This window comes from Thauera butanivorans, assembly GCF_048398245.1.
Classification (GTDB): Bacteria; Pseudomonadota; Gammaproteobacteria; order Burkholderiales; family Rhodocyclaceae; genus Thauera; species Thauera butanivorans.
This window is the reverse complement of the sequence record NZ_CP183038.1, coordinates 2,320,512-2,337,548: the sequence shown is the minus strand read 5'-3', so window position 1 is coordinate 2,337,548 and position 17,037 is coordinate 2,320,512. Positions and strand designations below refer to the sequence as shown.

The window sequence follows — 17,037 nt, the reverse complement described above, 5'->3', positions numbered from 1 at the left end:
GCGACGATGGCAGCACAACTCGCCCCCGAGACGCGCGACTACCTGCGCGATCTGGCGCTGCGCCTGGACGCGGCACCGCATGGCGGCAAGAGCCGGCTAGTGGAAGCAGCGGCGGAGTTTCTCGGCTGGTCGATGCAGACGGTGCACCGGCACCTTAAGCAATCCGCCGGCCGCGATACCGGCCGCGCGGCGCGCCGCGACAAGGGCAGCACGTCGATCTCGGTCGAGGCATTGACGGCCCTGGGCGCGGCCCAGCGTGAGGCGATCCGCGACAACGGCAAGCAAACGCTCTTTACCACGACGGCGCGCAGCGTGCTGGAGCAGAACAGCTACCAGTTCGGCTGCAGCACCGGACATCTGAACCGCCTGCTACGTGCGCGCAAGCTCAACGTGGCCGCCCAGCGCAACGCCAACCCGGTGCAGGCGCTGCGCGCACCGCACCCCAACCATACGCACGAGATCGACCCCTCGCTGTGCCTGGTGTATTACCTGCGCGGCAAGCAGCACATCATGCGCGACCGCGAGTTCTACAAGAACAAGCTGGAGAACTACGCAAAGGTCAAGTTCAAGGTCTATCGCTACGTCCTGTACGACCGCGCCAGCGGTGCCATTGTGCCCTGGTACGTGGAAGCGGCCGGCGAAAACCAGCACAACCTGTTCAACTTCCTGATGTTCGCCTGGGGCCAGCAGACCGGCCGCCTGATTCATGGCGTGCCCTACTACCTGCTGTGGGACAAGGGCAGCGCCAACATCTCGGCGGCGATCGAGGGGCTGCTGCGCAGCCTGGGCGTGACGCCTTTAACGCACGAGGCGGGCCGTGCCCGCGTGAAAGGCGGGGTGGAGAACGGCAACAACCTGGTGGAAACGCAGTTCGAAAGCCGCCTGCGCTTCGAGCCTGTGGATGACGTTGCCCAGCTCAACGCCTCCGCCCAAGCCTGGGCGGAGGCCTGGAATGCCAACCTGATACCCGGCCAGGATTCGCGCCTGAAGCGGCGCGGGCTGCCCGAGCCCATGGCGCGCTATAACCTGTGGCAGTGGATCACCGCCGAGCAGTTGCGCGTGTTGCCGCCGGTTGAGGTGTGCCGCGCGCTGATGGCCGGCAAGCTGGAAACCCGCAAGGTAACGGGCAGCATGACGATCCCGTTCAAGCACCCGGCGGCCGAGCGCAGCCTGGATTACAGCCTGCGCGGGCTGGATGGCGTATGCATCGGTGACAGCGTGTCGGTGCGCCCCCTGGTGTATGGCGACTGCGCCATCCAGATCGAGGTTGCGCGCTACGACGGCGCGCCCCTGGTGCACCGCGTGGAGCCGGTGCGCGGTTACGACCGCTTCGGCCAGCTTGCGGACGCCGCCGAGATCGGCGCCGAGTACAAGGCCATGCCGGACACCGCCATCGAGCACGCCGCCACCGCGATGGATGCCGCCGCATATCCCGGCATGTCGGCCGAGGAGGTCAAGCGCGCACGCGAGAAGAAGGCTGTCCCCTTCGGCAACACCCTGGATGCCCACAGCCACCTCAAGCACGTCGAGCAGCCCACCTATCTGCCGCGTGCCGGTACCGAGATCGAGGCGCCCGCGCATGCCGTGGCCACAGGGCCGGAACTGCTCGACGCCATCAGCGCCATGTTGCGCATCGTCGATGGCCTGGGCCGCAACCTCACACCCGAAGAGCACCGCTTCTTCAGCCTGCGCTACGCCAAGGGCGTACCAGAAAACCAGATCGACGCGCTGATCGCGCAGTTCAACAACCCGGCCATCGAGCGGGTTGCATAGGGGAGACGAGATGACGCTGAAACTGAAACGCGTGCTGGCGGGAGTTGGCCAGACACAGGCCGCGCTGGCGCGCCATCTGCGGTTGTCCGATGGCCTGGTTGCGCAGATGGTCAATCACGACTTCTGGCCCAAGAGCATCCCGACCGAGGCCCTGCAGGAGCGCATCCACGCCTTCCTGCGCGCGCATGGCGCGGACGAATCCACCCTGAAAACCGTCTTTGAAAAGTTGGCAGAGCCGCGTTGCAGCGCGGCCCTGCCGGCGCCCCACCAGCCCGAAGCAAACGACCCGGAGGACGTACACATGCTACTACGCAAACAGACCTTGACGCGCGAGGCCAAGACCCACTTCCGCATCCCGCGCGACCCTTTCACCGATGAGATGCGCGGCGACGCGGACGTGTTCACCAGTGACGACATCCGCTACGTGCGCGCCGCCATGCGCCAAGTTGCCAAGCATGGCGGGCTGCTGGCGGTGATCGCCGAGAGCGGCGCGGGCAAGAGCACGCTGCGCCACGACCTAGCCGAATGGATCAATGCCAATGACGAGCCGGTCACCATCATCGAACCCTACGTGCTGGGCATGGAAGACACCGACAACAAGGGGCGCATGCTGCGCGCGGCCGACATTACCGGCGCCGTGATCCGCCGCGTTGCCCCCGGCACGCGCCTGCGCGCGAGCCACCAGGACCGCTCCGAGCAGATGCACGACATCCTGCGCGCCAGCGCCCAGGTCGGCCGCAAGCACTTGCTCATCATTGAGGAAGCGCACTGCCTGGCAACGCCCACCCTCAAGCATCTCAAGCGCTTCTACGAAGTGCAGGAAGGCTTCAAGAAGCTGCTCGCCATCATCCTGATCGGCCAGACCGAACTTGAATGGAAGCTCTCCGAGCACAACCCCGAGGTGCGCGAGGTGGTACAGCGCTGCGAGTTTGCGCGCCTCGGGCCACTCGGGCCGGCGCTTGAGCCCTATCTGCGCCACAAGTTCACTCGAGCGGACGCCGACTTCGACGGCATCTTCGCCCCCGGCGCGGTACCCGCCATCAACGAACTGCTGCGCACCAGCATCACGCGCCGCGTGCGCGGGCAGAGCCAGGCGCAGTCCATTTCGTTGTGCTACCCGCTGGCGGTGAACAACTTGGTCAGCGGCGCGATGAATCAGGCGGTGCGCATCGGCGCGCCCAAGGTGACGGCGGAACTGATCGCGGCTGCAGTGCGGAGGGAAGAATGATGAGCGCCATTGCCTCGCAACACCCCAATCCGCTGCCGACATTGCCGCTGTACGCCCATCACTCCCCCGATCACCCGTCCGACATCCACGCCTCGGATGGCCGGCTTGTGGCGATGGTCTCGATGCCCGGCAATGCCTCGCCACAGCCGGTGGCCGATCTGTTTGCCCTGGCGCCCGAGTTGCTCGCCGACCTGGCCGGGCTGTTGCATGCCCTGATGCTGCACGACCCCGATTACCGCAACAAGCATGCCCCGGATACCGACCGCGTCGCTGCCGAAGAGTCCATTTTTGAGGCCGCCAGCAACGCCGTCGCAACCCTGAGCTACGCCGTCAGCTGCGGCCTGCCTGTCGTCATGCCCGGCTTGGATCAACTGGAGGACAAGCTGTGATCACCAACGCCACCATCTATCCCATGCACGGCCCGCGCGGCGGCTACAACCCCGCGCAGCGCCCGGCGCACGTGCTCACCAGCCAGGCTACGCGGCGCCTTGCACGCATGAACACCGCCATGCGCACACTGCGCACCCTCGGCGTACGCGTCCTGGAATGCCATCTCGATGGTGAATGGCCCGCAGTCGCCGAGCCGTCCATCCGCATCGAGCGCGACCCACAGCGCAGCTTCGCCGCCTTCCTGGATGCGGCCGGCCCGCGCGAGTGGGTGTGCATCGCCCGCGACGGCGTCTCCGTCAAAACCGCCGCGTGCCGGCTCGAGGGCGTGTGGATCATCTGGGAGGAACCCCAATGAAACCGACGCCACTCGCAGATCGCGTCCTGGCCGCGATCGCCACCGCCACCAGTAAGCGCCCGGCCAATGCCGATGACGTCCTCGCCCTGGTCGGCGGCAAGGATGTCGACTTCTGGGCCGCCATCGACCAGCTCGCCCGCGAAGGACGCATCACCGGCGCGCAACTCTACCGCCCTCGTGTCGACGCCGACCCCTGGCTGGGTATCTGGCCCACGGGCGTTGTCGCGCCGGCCGGCGCCTGGACCGGGCCGCGCCTGTCCTTCCTCTTTGTCCGTCACGACCCGGTCGCGCTCAAAAAGACGGGCGCACCGCGCAGCAGGCCGCGCAAAAGCGTGGCGAAGGAGGCCTGAGCATGCACTACCTCGACATCACCGTCACTTTCGTTGACGGCCAGTACCGCACAGATCGCATCCTCGGTATTCGCGGTGCAGCCACCAGCTCACCCGCCCGCGCGGCCGAACGCCTGGCCGAACAACTATGGGGCGCCGCCGACCTCGACACCGCCCGCCGCATCGGCGCCCCGAACCCCGCCCAGCCGCACGTCAGCCGCTGGCGCATCACCGACACCGCTTCCCGCAAAAATACAGGAGCTCACTGACATGGCCCGCAAACGCCTCTCCGCCACCACCCTCTCATCCTGGAACGACGTCGACGCCTGCCTGAAGGCCATCGGCGAAGTCGACCGCGAACTGGGCCTGCTCGAAGCCGCCCAGCAAGAGCAGATCGACGCCATCAAGGCCAGCACCAAAGCCGCCGCCGAACCGCTGCAGAACAAGAAGGCCGGCCTCGAGCTCGCCATTCAGCAGTACGCCGAAGCCAACCGCGGCGAGTTCGTGAAGGCGAAGACCAAGGAACTGACCTTCGGCAGCGTGGGCTTTCGCCTGTCGTCGAAGGTGGTCATCAAGAACCTCGGCAACACGCTGCAGGCCCTCAAAGACTTCGCGCTCACCAGTTGCATCCGCATCAAGGAGGAGTGCGACAAGGAGGCCATGAAGAACCTGCCGCTCGAAACCCTTCATGCCGTCGGCGCCAACCTCAAACAGGAAGACGCCTTCGGCTATGAGATCAAGCGCGAGCAGCTGCAGGAGGTGGCGTGATGAGCAAGCAAACTGCAACAACCTTTGACCCGGATGTGGTCGCCATCTTCAACCGCGCGCAGCAATGGCACGCCGGGCACATCGAAACACTACACGCTCTCGCGGACACTGGTCCGCGCGTCATGATTAACGCCGGCGATGCCAGCGTCGAGTTGGACGGCGACAAACTGATCGGCTTCAAGATCGCAATCCAAATCGCCTTGGAGCTGCTGACGCCGTGGCCGGTGACCATGGACGGCCCCACGCCCAACTTGTACAGCGATGACCTCGAGTTCCTCCAGGAAATGCTGGAGTGGCTCGACGCCGGCGACATCGAGATGGTGCGGACCATGATCAACGACTGGATCAACGACTTGGAAGAGGAGGTGGCGTGATGGAAGACAAATACCAGTTTCTCCGCCAGAGCCTGCCCGAGCTTGTTTCCGAGGCGGCGCGTGACGGGGGAATCAACCGGCGCGCTCAACTGATCATCACGCTGCTCGAAGAGTGCGACCAGTTGGCCAACGCCGCCCGCCTCAACGAGCGCCGGAGCAAAGCCTTCAAAGACCTGCCGCTGTGCAGTTCTGCGCTGACTGCCGAGGAGCGCATCCGGCTGGATGAAAACCTGAAGTCGCTGCTGAGCTTCCTCGGCAGCCCTGGAGACTGGGGCTACGACACGCAGCTCGGGCGCCTGACGATCCTGCTGGACGGCCTGCGCCGCGACATTTGGACCTCAGACGTCCAGCCGGAAACCGTGGAGGTGGCGTGATGGCGACCCCATCGAAAAGGCAGATCGCGGCAGCTCAACGCCGCACCCTCAAGACCATGCGCGCCAAGTTGCTGGACATGGCTGCGCAGTGGGCCGATGTCGATGAGTACTGCGTCAACATCCTCACGGATGCCGCCGAAACGCTGCTTAGCGCACATACCGACCTGCTGGAAAACGCGGAGGCGGAGTGATGGACGACCCGTTCAAGACCGGCTGCTACGGCGGCATCGAGTGCTTCGCCGTGACCGCCAACGATCGCATCAATCGCGTCAAGACTTTCGATCGCGCACAGTGCCAAACTGCACTCGCCATGGGTGATCTGCAGAAGTCCGTCGAGCGCGCCGTCCGCATTCGTCTGCGCCAACTGGACAAACAGCCCCGCCAGCCAGCACCGAATCCCCAGGATGGCATGACCGTCGTGTTTGAAGATCACGGCCAGGATTTCCTTAAATTCGACATCAAAGGCGGTCGGGTCATCGACGCGCGCCCCTTCCAGTCCGATATGTGGTCCGGCGCAGAGGTCATCAACGAAACGATCCATCGCGGGGATCACATCGCCCTTCGGCATGAGCACAGCAGTGGCGTGCGAACAATCCGTTATCCGATCGATGCTGTCTTGCCGTTGAAGGAAGGTGAGTAATGGACAACCGTGACGACATCCTCGACAAGATCCGCAAGTGCATGGCGCTGGCCCAGTCGGGCAGTGAGCACGAAGCCGCTACCGCGCTGCGCCAGGCCCAGCGGCTGATGGAATTGCACAAGATCAGCCAGGCCGAGATGCTTGCAGCCGGCGTGCACGAATCCAAGTCCAAGGCCTGCGCCGTCGCACGGCCGGCCGCCTGGGAAAGCGACCTCGCTACACACATCGCCGCCGCTTTCGGCTGCAAATTGATCTTCAGCTCCAGTTCTTGGGGCTGGGGTGAGGCTCAGTGGGTGTTCATCGGCCTGCCGCCTGCGAACGAAATCGCGGCGTACTCCCTGGAGGTTCTGCTCAGGCAGGCGCTCAAGGCCCGCCGCGAATTTATCGGCAGCACCCTCAAGCGCACCAAGAAGAAGGCCAACAAGACGCGCCGCGCGGACCTGTTCAGCGCGGGCTGGGTGCACACCGCATGCGCCCAAGTCGGCGCGCTCACGCCGCCGGAAGGCGCGACCGAGGCCATCCAGGCCTACATACAGCTCAAGCATCCGAGCTTGGGGGAGCTCTCTACAACCGATCGCAACGCTGGCCGCAATTGGTCTGACAAGGATCAGGACGCCTACCACGCAGGCCGCAGCGCCGGGCGCGGTGCGCAGTTGCACCAGGGCGTAGGCGCCAACAAACCGCTGATGCTGGGAGGTGAGTGATGGGCAAGGTACATCCGAGCGCCACGCTCATGCTCTGGAATCACGCGGGGACAGCCAAGAGCGGGGGCAATCAATACGAGTTCGGCTTCGCAATGGACGGCACTCCCGTTGTCCTCTCGGAAAGCTCCAACAGGCTCTGGACGATCAGTTGGCGCGAACTGCTGGATATGGCGATCGCTGCCGGTGTTGATCTGCCGGATAGCGCGGCCACGGCAACTGATGGAGGGCAGTGACATGCCGATATTCAATGTAGTCGCCACCAAGACCACAAGGATGGTTGTTGTGGCGGAAGATGAGGATCACGCGTGGCAGGTTGCGCAAGAGCACGCCAGGCAAGCATTCGATGACGCCAACGAACCGACAGACATCCACGTGAGTGGCGAGGTTCGCCGCCTTCGGCATCTGCGCGACGGGTGGGATGGTGACTGCGTTCCGTATGGCGGTGATCGCAATACGCGATTGCGCGACCTGCTTCCAGGGGAGAGCGATCAATGAACGCCTCCAACCTCAAATCCGCCGACCTCGCGATGATGATCCAGACCTCCATCAAATGCATCGCGACCCTCATTCCGGCCGGAACGCAGATCAGCATTCTCCGGCGCCCCGGACAGAAGGATGCATACATGGATATCCAGTGGCCCTCCGGCTGCATGTCGAGCCTCACCATCCCCAGATACGCGCCGACCTCTTGCGCCGTGGTGAGCCAGGCCATCAGCGATCTGTTCGACGAAATGGAGGGCTGACCATGACTCTCGAACGGCGTTACATCGTCTTCAAGATGAAAGACCTTGATGCCCCCCATCTCGCACATATCCGTGAGCAGCTCATGGACATCAATAGCATGGTGGACCAGGAACGGCAGTTAATCGGCAAGGCTCCACTCGAATGCGTGGTCGTTGAGCACGATTGGCCGGAGTACAAGCGGGTCGTGTCCGCCATCGAACAGCGCGTCAGGCAGGAGCAATGCGAGCACGTCTGGCAATGGTACCCAATCGCAGGCGAAGGCCAGGTCTGCGCGAAGTGCCATGCGCGCAACTTCGATTGCGAGGACTGACCATGGCCTCCGCATCCCTCGCATCCGCCCGCGCCGCGCAGCGCGCGAAGCTCATCAAGATCGTCCAGACCGGCCGCAACCGGCTGCGTATGGACGAAGACACCTACCGCGATCTGCTGGCGGCGAAGTCCAACGGCAAACGCTCGGCCAAGGATCTGTCCGTCGACCAGCTCGAGGCCGTCATCAAACACCTGCGCGGCTGCGGCTTCAAGCCCACCAAGCCGGCAAACGCGGCGCCGCGCGAGCGCCGGGCACTCGACACGTCACCCACCGGCAGCAAGGCCCGGGCACTCTGGCTCTGGCTGCACCAGGTCGGAATCGTCCGCGACCCAAGCGAGGCTGCGCTTGCATCGTTCGGCAAGCGCATCAGCGGCGTCGATGCACTGCAATGGACAAGGCGCACCGACAAGCTGATCGAGGGCATCAAGACCTGGGCCGCCCGCGAGTTGCCGGCAAAGCTCGAGCAGCGCCTGCACGCGCTTCAGGCCACGGGCAAGCTGCCCGTCGGCATGACGGTGGCGGGCTTGGTCAGCGGCGTCAGCCCGACACTCGATTCGAGCACGTTCACTGCACTGCAGCGGGCGTGGTGGTATCTCGACAAAGTGGAGCAAGGCAATGCTGCCGCCTGACGACGTGCCCGAGCTGCTCGGGCTCATCGCGCACGATCTGCACGCGACACTCGGGCGGCTGTCGCCGGCCATGCCCGATGCCGAGCGTGAGCGGCTGGCGGTGGATCTGATGCATAGCTGCCGCACCACAATCGGCGGACATCGCCTGCCGGCGGCTCCCCGTGCATCGGCAAGCGACCTGCGGGGCGACCCGGCTTACGGTCGGCTGCACGATGCATGGCGGGCGCTCATCGCCGAGCGCTGCGGCATGCCTGACGCCTGGTCAGACGTCGCTGTCCTGCACCTGATTGACGCGCTGCGGGCGACAGCGAAGGGTGCCCACATTCCGAAGACACTCCTTACCACCGAACACGATGCAAAGGAGTTGTGGCGCCGCTACAAAGGCAACATCCGAGCACTCGCACTGGAGGTCGGAATATCCAGCGAGCGCCTTCGGCAAAAGCTCAAACCGTTCATGGCAGCAGAATCCAAACGCCGTCAGCCCGATCTTTTCAACGAGGATCAAACATGAAGCGCTCATCTGTTACCACTCTTCCAGCGGATGTTCTCGACGAACTGAACCGGCGAATCCTCGCCTCGAGCTTCAGCGACTACGTAGGGCACTCTGCTTGGCTTCAGCAGCAAGGGTATTCAGTCTCAAAGTCGGCCATACATAGATACGCAACCGAGCATGCATCCGATCTTCTTGCGAGCGAGCGCATAGACTCCAGCTTATCCGCCCCAGAGGCCAAACTCCGGTGCCTCGAAGTTGTGGCGACGCTGGGCGTTGCAGACAGCTCAGACACGGCCATCGAGCACGCCGAATCATTGCTCAGGTGGGTCTACTCCCATCCGTAACCCGCCCGCGTTCTCTGCAAGGTATTTGCAATTCCGCCCCAGCTCATCCAACAAAATCCATGGTCTTCCCGCCATTTATCTCGCCGGAGCCTGTGGATTTATCTCACTCGTTCTTACGATGCGGGGGCAGACCGTTCCCGGCTGCCGGCGAGGGCCGCCGCGCCGCCGGGACGCAAGGAGAACAGCATGTTTTTCGATCGTCTGACCCGAATGGTCACACGAACACTGGAGCTGGTTCTCGTCGTCAGCCTTGCACTGATGGCGATCCTGGTCTTCGGCAACGTGATCCTGCGCTATGTGTTCGACTCGGGGCTCGCCCTGTCGGACGAACTGGCACGCCTTCTATTCGTCTGGGTCATCTTTCTGGGGGCCATCCTCGCCTCCCGCGAGCACGCCCACATCGGCTTCGACGCGCTCGTGCGCCGTCTTTCGCCGCGCTGGAAGAAGATCTTCCTCTGCCTTTCTGGCGTGCTGATGCTCGCCTGCTGCGCCCTCTTCGTCATCGGCGGCTGGTCGCAGACGATCATCAACCTCGACAACACCTATCCGGTGCTCGGGATCTCCTATGCCTGGCTTTATGCCGCCGCCGTGGTGTTCGGCATCGGCATGGCGATCAGCATCGCATACAACATCTTCGACGCCGTGACCCGGCCGCACGCTCCGGAGGAACTCGTGCTGATCCGCCAAATGGAAGATCGCATCGACGAGGAGCTCGGCCTGCTCGCGGAAGAAGCCGAAGCCTTCGAACAGAACAAGCACAAGGGAGCCGGAAAATGACGGCAACAGTATTTGTCGGCGGGCTGCTCGGGGCGATGCTCCTGGGCATGCCGATTGCCTTCGCAGTGCTGATCAGCGCCGTGCTGTTGATGCTCTTCCTCGGCGAGTTCGATCCGCAGGTGGTCGCGCAGAATGCGGTCGGCGGCGCGGACAACTTCATCCTGATGGCGGTGCCCTTCTTCATCCTGGCGGGCGAGTTCATGAACGCGGGCGGCTTGTCGCGCCGCATCGTGGACATGGCGATGGCCTTCGTCGGGCATCTGCGCGGCGGCCTGGGCTACGTCGCGATCATGGCCGCGCTGGTGCTGGCGAGCCTGTCCGGATCGGCCGTGGCCGATACCGCAGCGCTCGGCGCCCTGCTCGTGCCGATGATGCGCGAGGCGGGCTACAACACCGAGCGCTCGTGCGGGCTGATCGCCGCAGGCGGAATCATCGCGCCGGTGATCCCGCCGTCGATCGGCTTCCTGCTGTTCGGTGTGGTCGCCAACGTCTCGATCACTCAACTCTTCATGGCAGGGATCGCACCCGGCGCCATGATGGCCATCTCCCTGGTGGTGGCGTGGTGGTGGGTGTCGCGGCGCGATGCCTTCACTCCGGCGCCGAGGACGCCCTGGCCCGATCGCATGCGCGCGCTCGGGCGCGGAGTGTGGGCGATGATGATGCCCGTGATCATCATCGGCGGCCTCAAGATGGGCATCTTCACGCCCACCGAGGCAGCGGTGGTCGCGGCCTTCTACGCGCTCTTCGTCGGTCTCGTGGTGTATCGCGAACTGAACCTGCAATCGATCTACCACTGCCTGCTGATCGCGGCGCGGACCTCGGCCGTGGTGCTGATCCTGGTGGCAATGGCGATGGTGGCGTCCTACATGATCACGATCGCCGACGTCCCCGACCAGATCGGCGCATGGCTCGAACCCTTTGCCGGCAGCCCCGGGATGCTGGTCGCGGCAATGGTGCTGGTCGCCTTCCTGCTCGGCATGGTGCTGGACTTCATCCCGATCATCCTGATCCTGACCCCGGTGTTCATGCCGATCATCCATCAAGCGGGGGTGGATCCGGTCTACTTCGGCGTGGTTTTCATCATGACCGCCGCAATCGGCATGATCACCCCGCCCGTCGGCGTGGTGCTCAACGTGATCGCTTCCATCGGCAAGGTATCCGTGGAGCGTGTGATACGCGGGGTGCTTCCGTTCCTCGTCGCCGAGACCATGATCGTGGTCCTGCTGCTGCTGTTCCCCGCATTCGTCACCGTGCCGGCAGGCTGGTGGCGCTGATTCACCCCACCCCCACTTCCGTTCCAACAGGAGGAGACTCACATGAATACCAAACTCGGATCGGCGCTTCTCGCCGCATCGCTCGCTTGTGGCGCCCTGCTCGCAGGATCCGCCGCCGCGGCGGAAATCACGGCCAAGTTCGCCGTCACCCTGCAGGAGTCCTCGCATCAAGGCCAGGGCGTGGCGAAGTTCGTCGAACTCGTCAAGGAGCGCAGCCAGGGCCGGATCAACATCAGGCCTTATTACAACGCCGCGCTCGGCAACGACGTCCAGGTCACCTCCGCCCTGCAGGGCGGCAGCATCCAGTTCGTCGTGCCCCAGACCACCACGCTCACCGGCATGATCAAGGACTTCGAAGTGCTCGATTATCCCTTCCTGTTCGACAGCGAGAAAGAAGTCGAGGCCGTGCTCGACGGTCCGGTGGGCCAGCGCCTGCTCGACAGCCTGCCGGAAAAGGGCTTGGTGGGCCTGGCGTTCTGGGAGAACGGCTTCTTCAACTTCACCAACTCGCGCCGTCCGATCGCCAAGCTGGAAGATTTCAACGGCCTCAAGCTACGAGCCATCCAGGCCAGGATCTCCCAGGAGTCGATCAAGGTTCTGGGGGCGACTCCTGTACCCCTGGCGGTTCCCGAACTGTACACCGCGCTCGAGACCCGCACGGTGGACGGCCAGGGCACGACTGCGGCGGTGACCGCGGCACTGCGCCTCGACGAGGTCCAGAAGTACCTCTCGCTGACGCGTCACACTTACGGTGCGTTCATTCCGCTCGCCAGCAAGAAGTTCTGGGACAAGCTCTCCGAGGACGACCGGAAGCTGCTGATGCAGGCCGCCGCCGATGCCCGCAGCTACCAGCGCAACGTGGCCCGGGAGCAGGAGCTCAGCGCCATCGCGCAAATGACGGCGAAAGGCCTGGCAGTCAATGAGATCAGCGCCGCGGAGCGTACGCGGATGCGCGAAGCTTCGATGCCGTTGTGGTCCGCCTTCTCGCAGGAAGCCGGCCAGGAAATCTTCGAAGCGGCCCAGGCCGAAATCGCCAAGGTCCGCGACTGAGACGCGGTAGACGCTGCGCGGGGGCAGCGGTTCGCCGATGCCCCCGCACGTGCCCCGGATCTCTAGGCAGGGTGCTCGGCACCCTTTCCCCGGCCAGGTACAGCACCAAGCCGACCCGCTGCATCGGGACAGCGCCTGGGTACCCCTCTCGCTTCGAGAGCCAGGCGCCACCCCCAGCCTGCTGGATTTTCTTCAGCCTTCCTTGCCGTCCACCCGCGCTTTCAGCAGGAACGGCGTATAGCGCCACAGGTAGAGCAGGAAGCCGAGCGCCCACAGCGTGGCGGCGGCGTGGATACCGCCGGTGGCGGCGATGGGGACCGCGGCCACGGTCAGCACGCGGGTCAGCGCCGCAAGCTGCACCAGCGCATAGGCGACGGTTTCGAGCGGCCCGGCCGCCAGCATGCGGCCAGTGTGGCCGAGCGCAGTGCGAGTGATCATGCCGATGATGAGCCCGCCGGTGGCACCGATCGCCAGCGCATGGATGCCGGCGGTGCGCGGCAGCAGGCCGAGCTGCGCCAGGCCGATCAGGGCCAGGCCGATGGGAATCCACATGTAGGACAGATGCAGGATCCACAGCAGCGGCACCTTGCGCGTGGCCCACGGGTTCCAGCCGCCGACGCGCAAGCCTTGGAACACGGCGGCGGCGAAGGACAGCACGGCGGCCCAGGCGCCCGCCCCGGCCGCCCACAGCAGCAGCGCGATACCGGTGGCGATGGCGGCCGCCCAGTCCAGGCGCTTGTCGCGCCACTGCTTGATGCCCTGGATCACGTTGAACGTGAACATCGGAATCACGCGCCCGCCGATGATGGTTTCCAGCACCACGATCAGCCCCAGCGCGAGATGCATCGCCGCCAGCGGGTCGGCGCCGATGACGCCCAGCACCGCGAGGTGGAACACCAGGTTGGCCAGCGCCAGCAGGCCCGGCAGCACGCCGACGAAGTAGTTGCGCTTGCTCTTGGCCCTTACCAGCACCCGCAGCAGCAGCGCCGCGGCCACCGGCAGGAAGGCGAGATCGACCACCGCCACCCACACGCCGCTGCCGAAGGCCATCGCCAGCCGGCCGGCCAGCCACAGCGCGGCCAGCGCCGCGAGCTGGCCGCCGGACGGCGTGTCCAGTCCGGTCCAGTTTCGCCCGGCGGTGAACAGGAAGCCGATGATGACCGCTACCGCAAAGCCGAAGATCATCTCGTGCGCGTGCCACCACATGCCGGGAATCGGCGTCTGCAGCGCACCGGAAAAGACCACCACCCATATCGGCACGGCAATCGCGGCGAAGGCCGCGGCCAGCAGGTAGAAGGGGCGGAAGGCCAGCGCCCACAGCGAGAAGGTGTCGGGCGGGATGCGTTTGGTGGTCGGTTCTTCGAGGGGTATCAGGGCCATGGCTTCATTCTTCGTCAGGGATTACGGGGCACTCAGTGGCTGGTGCCCTCTTCACGTGTGATCTTGTTCCACACATTGTATTTGCCCACCGGCTTTCTCATCGGCAGGCGTTTCACTTCTTCCAGGGTCTGCGCGTCATAGACGATGACCGCGCCCTCGTCTTCCCACAGGCTGGCCAGCGCGTAGCGGCCGTCGCGGGTGAACTCGACGTGCGCCAGGGTCTTGCCCGGTTCGCCGGTGATCTCCTTGACCACTTCCAGCGTCTGCTTGTCGATGACCTGCAGGATGTGCTTGGCCTGCGGGCTCATCATCGAATCGACGAAAGCATAGCGGCTGTTGGCGTGGCTGCGCAGGAAGAAGCCGGGGCCGCGGGTGGGGATGCGCTTGATGACCTCCCAGGTCTTCATGTCGATCACCGTGACTTCGCCCGCCTTCAGGTTGGTGCTCGCCATCACCGTGCGCGGCTTGCCGTCGGTGCCGGTCCACTCCCAGGTGATGCCCGAACCCAGGTGCGGCATGCCGTCCAGCGGCAGGTCGGCGATCTTGCGGCGGATGTCGAGGTTGACCACCTGGCCGACGCCTTCGCGCGAGGCGCCCATCAGTTCGGCGTAGTCCTGGGTGAAGAAGAAATCGTCCAGCACTTCCTGCAGGATGGTGCGGCGCGGGTTCAGGTAGCCGGGGATGAAGCTGCCCTCTTTCTGCGCGTAGTCGTGGATGAAGCCGGTGGGGATGTCTTCCACCGCCTTGGTGTAGCTGATCTCCCACACTTCCGGCACGTCCTTCAGCGCAGCGATGAAGGACTGGCGCGGCGTGGCGTCATACACCGCCGAGACGCGCGAGCTGTGCTTGCCGTCGCGGTCGGTGGCGGCGATGGTCTTGACCAGGTTAAGGTCGCCGTCGAGCAGCACCAGCGTGTTGGGCAGGTAGTTGGCCACCGCCACGTGCTTGCCGTCCGGCGACGCGGCGACGTTGCGGGTGTTGATGCCCGCCCTCACCTCGGCCACCACCTTCAGGTTCCACAGGTCGTACTTGGTGATCCAGCCGTCGCGCGAGCCGAAGAACACGTAGCGTCCGTCGGCGGCGAACTTCGGGCCGCCGTGCAGTGCGAAGCGCGACTGGAAGCGGTGGATGGGTTCGAGCCTGTCGCCGTCGAGCACGCTGACGTGGTGGTCGCCGCCTTCGACGACGAGGAAGACGTTCAGCGGATCGGCATCGAACACCGGCTTGTCGGACAGCGTGGCCGGATCGACGTGCTGGATCCAGGAGGCGCGGATGTCGTCGTCGGTCCAGCGCGGCGGCGGATCGACCGGGCTGTAGATCCAGTCGACCAGCGCGGCGATCTCGTCCTTGCTCAACTGCTCGGCGAAGCCCAGCATCTGCGTCGCGGTGCGCCCTTCGGCGACGATCTTCAGCGCCTCGGGCTTGCGCAGGCGGGACAGGTTGTCCGGCAGCAGCGCCGGCCCCATGCCGCCGAGGCGGTCGGGGGCATGGCAGGCGGCGCAGTGCTGGGCATACAGCGCGGAAACGTCGGGACGGCCCGCGTCGGCTGCATGACCGCTTCCGGCCGCCAGCATCGCGGCACCGAACAGGGTCGCGCTCAACGACGCCTTCATCGCCGGACTGCCCCGGAACGGAAACGCCTCTTCGAAGGACAGCGCCGCTGCCTTGCTGCGGGCGCAGGAATTCTTGCTCATGCCGGCACCTTCGCGATACGCGTCCAGGGTGTGGTGACGACGCGTTCGCCGCCCCCGGCGAAGCCGATCTCGTCGTCGTCCAGATAACAGCCCGGGTCTTCCGCCCACGGGTTGCCGGTGATCTGCGAGGCACGCACGCGCGAGCTGCCGTTGCAGATGTCCAGGTAGCGGCAGCCGCCGCAGCGCCCTTCGAGCACGCGCGGATGCTGCTTCAGGCCGGCCAGCAAGGGATTGTCCAGATCGTTCCAGATCTCGCCGAAGGCGCGCTTGCGCACGTCACCCAGCGGCACGTGCCACCACATCGTGTCCGGATGCACGATGCCGAGGTTGTCGATGTTGGCCACGTTCACGCCGCTGGCGTTGCCGCCCCACTGGCGCAGCTTGGCCTCGATGTGCGAGGCACGATCGGGGAAGCGGCGCTGCACCCACTGCAGCAGGAAAGGCCCGTCGGCATCGTTGTTGCCGGTGACGAAGTCCTTCTCGATGCCGCGCCGGTGCAGGTCCAGGCAGGTCTCGAACAGCAGCTCCATCGCCTCGCGCGTGGTGCGGTGGCGGGCGTCGCCGGCGCGGTTCTTGTTGCCGCGGCCGGCATAGTTGAGATGCGAGAAATAGAACTTGTCGATGCCTTCGTCTTCGACCAGCTTCAGCAACGCCGGCAGATCGTGGGCATTGCCTTCGGTCATGGTGTAGCGCACGCCGACCTTGATGCCGCGCTCCAGACACAGCCGGATGCCGTCCATCGAGGCCGCGAAAGCGCCCTGCTTGCGGCGGAAATGGTCGTGCGTGGCGCCGATGCCGTCCAGACTGACGCCGACGTAGTCGAAGCCGATGCCGTCGATCGCATCGATGTTGGAGGCGTCGATCAGCGTGCCGTTGGACGACAGCGCGGTGTAGAAGCCCATCGCCTTGGCGCGGCGGGCGATGTCGAAGATGTCCGGCCGCAGCAGCGGCTCGCCGCCCGACAGGATCAGCACCGGCACCCGCGCTGCCTTCAGGTCGTCCATGACCTTGAACACCTCGGCGGTGTTCAGCTCGCCGGGGAAATCCTTGTCGGCCGAAATCGAGTAGCAGTGCTCACAGGTCAGGTTGCAGCGCCGGATCAGGTTCCAGATGACCACCGGACCGGGCGGATTGCGGCGCGGGCCGACCGGCGTGGGTTGATCGAGTTCGCGGATGAAGTTGGCGATACGGAACATGAGGGCTCTCCTGTGTGGAGCCCATTAGAGCCGAGCGCTCGGCGGGGGAAAATGATGCGGGTCAAGGCTTGGCCATCGACCCGGCAAGCAAGAATATCGTTCGGGCCGAGCCGGCCCAAACCCGATTGGCGTCTTGCATCGCGTCATGCTTGGTTCCACCCATTCTCCTCACTCCCGGCAACCAAGAATCACGTGGACGAAATGCGGCGTT

Annotated in this window: 25 protein-coding genes; 22 read left to right on the top strand and 3 right to left on the bottom strand. The window is 65.0% G+C overall.

What is annotated here, in order from left to right:
* Positions 1–6 precede the first annotated feature (6 nt).
* From ACNQFN_RS11390 to ACNQFN_RS11285, 22 genes are all read left to right on the top strand, one after another.
* Positions 7–1,773, top strand: coding sequence for a hypothetical protein (locus tag ACNQFN_RS11390; RefSeq protein WP_418648864.1), 1,767 nt, complete (start codon positions 7–9; stop codon positions 1,771–1,773).
* A gap of 10 nt (positions 1,774–1,783) precedes the next feature.
* Positions 1,784–3,001, top strand: a complete 1,218-nt coding sequence (locus tag ACNQFN_RS11385; RefSeq protein WP_418648863.1) for an ExeA family protein — start codon at positions 1,784–1,786, stop codon at positions 2,999–3,001.
* Positions 2,998–3,390, top strand: a complete 393-nt coding sequence (locus ACNQFN_RS11380; protein ID WP_418648862.1) for a hypothetical protein — start codon at positions 2,998–3,000, stop codon at positions 3,388–3,390. Before ACNQFN_RS11385 ends, ACNQFN_RS11380 begins: the two co-directional genes overlap by 4 nt.
* On the top strand, positions 3,387–3,746 hold the full coding sequence (locus ACNQFN_RS11375) for a hypothetical protein (protein WP_418648861.1): 360 nt from the start codon (positions 3,387–3,389) through the stop codon (positions 3,744–3,746). Before ACNQFN_RS11380 ends, ACNQFN_RS11375 begins: the two co-directional genes overlap by 4 nt.
* Entirely contained in the window at positions 3,743–4,096 is a 354-nt protein-coding gene (locus ACNQFN_RS11370; RefSeq protein ID WP_418648860.1) for a hypothetical protein, read from the top strand. Before ACNQFN_RS11375 ends, ACNQFN_RS11370 begins: the two co-directional genes overlap by 4 nt.
* Before the next feature lie 2 nt (positions 4,097–4,098).
* Complete coding sequence (locus ACNQFN_RS11365; protein ID WP_418648859.1) at positions 4,099–4,344, top strand: hypothetical protein; 246 nt, start codon at positions 4,099–4,101, stop codon at positions 4,342–4,344.
* A 1-nt stretch (position 4,345) separates the two neighbouring features.
* Positions 4,346–4,843 (top strand): host-nuclease inhibitor Gam family protein, encoded by a 498-nt coding sequence (locus tag ACNQFN_RS11360; protein WP_418648858.1) that lies wholly within the window; start codon positions 4,346–4,348, stop codon positions 4,841–4,843.
* Positions 4,843–5,217: a hypothetical protein gene (locus ACNQFN_RS11355; RefSeq protein WP_418648857.1), complete on the top strand. Its 375-nt coding sequence runs from the start codon at positions 4,843–4,845 to the stop codon at positions 5,215–5,217. The genes ACNQFN_RS11360 and ACNQFN_RS11355 overlap by 1 nt, the downstream gene beginning before the upstream one ends.
* Positions 5,217–5,591 (top strand): hypothetical protein, encoded by a 375-nt coding sequence (locus tag ACNQFN_RS11350; protein WP_418648856.1) that lies wholly within the window; start codon positions 5,217–5,219, stop codon positions 5,589–5,591. The genes ACNQFN_RS11355 and ACNQFN_RS11350 overlap by 1 nt, the downstream gene beginning before the upstream one ends.
* The gene (locus tag ACNQFN_RS11345) at positions 5,591–5,782 is read left to right on the top strand and encodes a hypothetical protein (RefSeq protein WP_418648855.1); all 192 of its coding nucleotides are present in this window, start codon (positions 5,591–5,593) and stop codon (positions 5,780–5,782) included. The genes ACNQFN_RS11350 and ACNQFN_RS11345 overlap by 1 nt, the downstream gene beginning before the upstream one ends.
* A complete protein-coding gene (locus ACNQFN_RS11340; protein WP_418648854.1) occupies positions 5,782–6,231 on the top strand; it encodes a hypothetical protein in 450 nt (149 codons plus the stop codon). The genes ACNQFN_RS11345 and ACNQFN_RS11340 overlap by 1 nt, the downstream gene beginning before the upstream one ends.
* Positions 6,231–6,935: a DUF2786 domain-containing protein gene (locus ACNQFN_RS11335; RefSeq protein WP_418648853.1), complete on the top strand. Its 705-nt coding sequence runs from the start codon at positions 6,231–6,233 to the stop codon at positions 6,933–6,935. Before ACNQFN_RS11340 ends, ACNQFN_RS11335 begins: the two co-directional genes overlap by 1 nt.
* Entirely contained in the window at positions 6,935–7,168 is a 234-nt protein-coding gene (locus ACNQFN_RS11330) for a hypothetical protein (RefSeq protein ID WP_418648852.1), read from the top strand. Before ACNQFN_RS11335 ends, ACNQFN_RS11330 begins: the two co-directional genes overlap by 1 nt.
* Position 7,169: 1 nt before the next feature.
* On the top strand, positions 7,170–7,430 hold the full coding sequence (locus ACNQFN_RS11325; RefSeq protein WP_418648851.1) for a hypothetical protein: 261 nt from the start codon (positions 7,170–7,172) through the stop codon (positions 7,428–7,430).
* A complete protein-coding gene (locus ACNQFN_RS11320) occupies positions 7,427–7,678 on the top strand; it encodes a hypothetical protein (RefSeq protein WP_418648850.1) in 252 nt (83 codons plus the stop codon). Before ACNQFN_RS11325 ends, ACNQFN_RS11320 begins: the two co-directional genes overlap by 4 nt.
* 2 nt (positions 7,679–7,680) lie before the next feature.
* Complete coding sequence (locus ACNQFN_RS11315) at positions 7,681–7,989, top strand: hypothetical protein (protein WP_418648849.1); 309 nt, start codon at positions 7,681–7,683, stop codon at positions 7,987–7,989.
* Positions 7,990–7,991: 2 nt separating this feature from the next.
* A complete protein-coding gene (locus ACNQFN_RS11310; protein WP_418648848.1) occupies positions 7,992–8,618 on the top strand; it encodes a regulatory protein GemA in 627 nt (208 codons plus the stop codon).
* A complete protein-coding gene (locus ACNQFN_RS11305) occupies positions 8,605–9,129 on the top strand; it encodes a hypothetical protein (RefSeq protein WP_418648847.1) in 525 nt (174 codons plus the stop codon). The genes ACNQFN_RS11310 and ACNQFN_RS11305 overlap by 14 nt, the downstream gene beginning before the upstream one ends.
* The gene (locus ACNQFN_RS11300) at positions 9,126–9,455 is read left to right on the top strand and encodes a phage protein Gp27 family protein (protein WP_418648846.1); all 330 of its coding nucleotides are present in this window, start codon (positions 9,126–9,128) and stop codon (positions 9,453–9,455) included. The genes ACNQFN_RS11305 and ACNQFN_RS11300 overlap by 4 nt, the downstream gene beginning before the upstream one ends.
* Positions 9,456–9,713: 258 nt before the next feature.
* A complete protein-coding gene (locus ACNQFN_RS11295; protein ID WP_418648845.1) occupies positions 9,714–10,232 on the top strand; it encodes a TRAP transporter small permease in 519 nt (172 codons plus the stop codon).
* The gene (locus ACNQFN_RS11290) at positions 10,229–11,506 is read left to right on the top strand and encodes a TRAP transporter large permease (RefSeq protein ID WP_418648844.1); all 1,278 of its coding nucleotides are present in this window, start codon (positions 10,229–10,231) and stop codon (positions 11,504–11,506) included. The genes ACNQFN_RS11295 and ACNQFN_RS11290 overlap by 4 nt, the downstream gene beginning before the upstream one ends.
* 42 nt (positions 11,507–11,548) lie before the next feature.
* Positions 11,549–12,556, top strand: a complete 1,008-nt coding sequence (locus tag ACNQFN_RS11285; protein ID WP_068637751.1) for a DctP family TRAP transporter solute-binding subunit — start codon at positions 11,549–11,551, stop codon at positions 12,554–12,556.
* A gap of 192 nt (positions 12,557–12,748) precedes the next feature.
* On the opposite strand, the gene ACNQFN_RS11280 is transcribed toward ACNQFN_RS11285, so the two are convergent.
* From ACNQFN_RS11280 to nirJ, 3 genes are all read right to left on the bottom strand, one after another.
* Positions 12,749–13,936 (bottom strand): NnrS family protein, encoded by a 1,188-nt coding sequence (locus ACNQFN_RS11280; protein ID WP_418648843.1) that lies wholly within the window; start codon positions 13,934–13,936, stop codon positions 12,749–12,751.
* A 32-nt stretch (positions 13,937–13,968) separates the two neighbouring features.
* A complete protein-coding gene (locus tag ACNQFN_RS11275) occupies positions 13,969–15,510 on the bottom strand; it encodes a cytochrome D1 domain-containing protein (RefSeq protein ID WP_418648917.1) in 1,542 nt (513 codons plus the stop codon).
* A gap of 116 nt (positions 15,511–15,626) precedes the next feature.
* Positions 15,627–16,826 carry a heme d1 biosynthesis radical SAM protein NirJ gene (nirJ, locus tag ACNQFN_RS11270; protein WP_418648842.1) on the bottom strand — a complete coding sequence of 400 codons (1,200 nt, stop codon included), beginning with the start codon at positions 16,824–16,826 and terminating at the stop codon, positions 15,627–15,629.
* Positions 16,827–17,037: the final 211 nt, after the last annotated feature.

What these genes read in the sequence shown, in the direction of transcription:
- ACNQFN_RS11360 (WP_418648858.1), top strand. Translation starts at nt 4,346, where the DNA reads ATGGCCCGCAAACGCCTCTCCGCCACCACCCTCTCATCCTGGAACGAC.
- ACNQFN_RS11295 (WP_418648845.1), top strand. Translation starts at nt 9,714, where the DNA reads ATGGCGATCCTGGTCTTCGGCAACGTGATCCTGCGCTATGTGTTCGAC.
- ACNQFN_RS11385 (WP_418648863.1), top strand. Translation starts at nt 1,784, where the DNA reads ATGACGCTGAAACTGAAACGCGTGCTGGCGGGAGTTGGCCAGACACAG.
- ACNQFN_RS11340 (WP_418648854.1), top strand. Translation starts at nt 5,782, where the DNA reads ATGGACGACCCGTTCAAGACCGGCTGCTACGGCGGCATCGAGTGCTTC.
- ACNQFN_RS11370 (WP_418648860.1), top strand. Translation starts at nt 3,743, where the DNA reads ATGAAACCGACGCCACTCGCAGATCGCGTCCTGGCCGCGATCGCCACC.
- nirJ (WP_418648842.1), bottom strand. Translation starts at nt 16,826, where the DNA reads ATGTTCCGTATCGCCAACTTCATCCGCGAACTCGATCAACCCACGCCG.
- ACNQFN_RS11365 (WP_418648859.1), top strand. Translation starts at nt 4,099, where the DNA reads ATGCACTACCTCGACATCACCGTCACTTTCGTTGACGGCCAGTACCGC.
- ACNQFN_RS11335 (WP_418648853.1), top strand. Translation starts at nt 6,231, where the DNA reads ATGGACAACCGTGACGACATCCTCGACAAGATCCGCAAGTGCATGGCG.
- ACNQFN_RS11350 (WP_418648856.1), top strand. Translation starts at nt 5,217, where the DNA reads ATGGAAGACAAATACCAGTTTCTCCGCCAGAGCCTGCCCGAGCTTGTT.
- ACNQFN_RS11300 (WP_418648846.1), top strand. Translation starts at nt 9,126, where the DNA reads ATGAAGCGCTCATCTGTTACCACTCTTCCAGCGGATGTTCTCGACGAA.
- ACNQFN_RS11380 (WP_418648862.1), top strand. Translation starts at nt 2,998, where the DNA reads ATGATGAGCGCCATTGCCTCGCAACACCCCAATCCGCTGCCGACATTG.
- ACNQFN_RS11275 (WP_418648917.1), bottom strand. Translation starts at nt 15,510, where the DNA reads ATGCTGGCGGCCGGAAGCGGTCATGCAGCCGACGCGGGCCGTCCCGAC.
- ACNQFN_RS11285 (WP_068637751.1), top strand. Translation starts at nt 11,549, where the DNA reads ATGAATACCAAACTCGGATCGGCGCTTCTCGCCGCATCGCTCGCTTGT.
- ACNQFN_RS11345 (WP_418648855.1), top strand. Translation starts at nt 5,591, where the DNA reads ATGGCGACCCCATCGAAAAGGCAGATCGCGGCAGCTCAACGCCGCACC.
- ACNQFN_RS11290 (WP_418648844.1), top strand. Translation starts at nt 10,229, where the DNA reads ATGACGGCAACAGTATTTGTCGGCGGGCTGCTCGGGGCGATGCTCCTG.
- ACNQFN_RS11305 (WP_418648847.1), top strand. Translation starts at nt 8,605, where the DNA reads ATGCTGCCGCCTGACGACGTGCCCGAGCTGCTCGGGCTCATCGCGCAC.
- ACNQFN_RS11315 (WP_418648849.1), top strand. Translation starts at nt 7,681, where the DNA reads ATGACTCTCGAACGGCGTTACATCGTCTTCAAGATGAAAGACCTTGAT.
- ACNQFN_RS11330 (WP_418648852.1), top strand. Translation starts at nt 6,935, where the DNA reads ATGGGCAAGGTACATCCGAGCGCCACGCTCATGCTCTGGAATCACGCG.
- ACNQFN_RS11280 (WP_418648843.1), bottom strand. Translation starts at nt 13,936, where the DNA reads ATGGCCCTGATACCCCTCGAAGAACCGACCACCAAACGCATCCCGCCC.
- ACNQFN_RS11325 (WP_418648851.1), top strand. Translation starts at nt 7,170, where the DNA reads ATGCCGATATTCAATGTAGTCGCCACCAAGACCACAAGGATGGTTGTT.
- ACNQFN_RS11310 (WP_418648848.1), top strand. Translation starts at nt 7,992, where the DNA reads ATGGCCTCCGCATCCCTCGCATCCGCCCGCGCCGCGCAGCGCGCGAAG.
- ACNQFN_RS11390 (WP_418648864.1), top strand. Translation starts at nt 7, where the DNA reads ATGGCAGCACAACTCGCCCCCGAGACGCGCGACTACCTGCGCGATCTG.
- ACNQFN_RS11320 (WP_418648850.1), top strand. Translation starts at nt 7,427, where the DNA reads ATGAACGCCTCCAACCTCAAATCCGCCGACCTCGCGATGATGATCCAG.
- ACNQFN_RS11355 (WP_418648857.1), top strand. Translation starts at nt 4,843, where the DNA reads ATGAGCAAGCAAACTGCAACAACCTTTGACCCGGATGTGGTCGCCATC.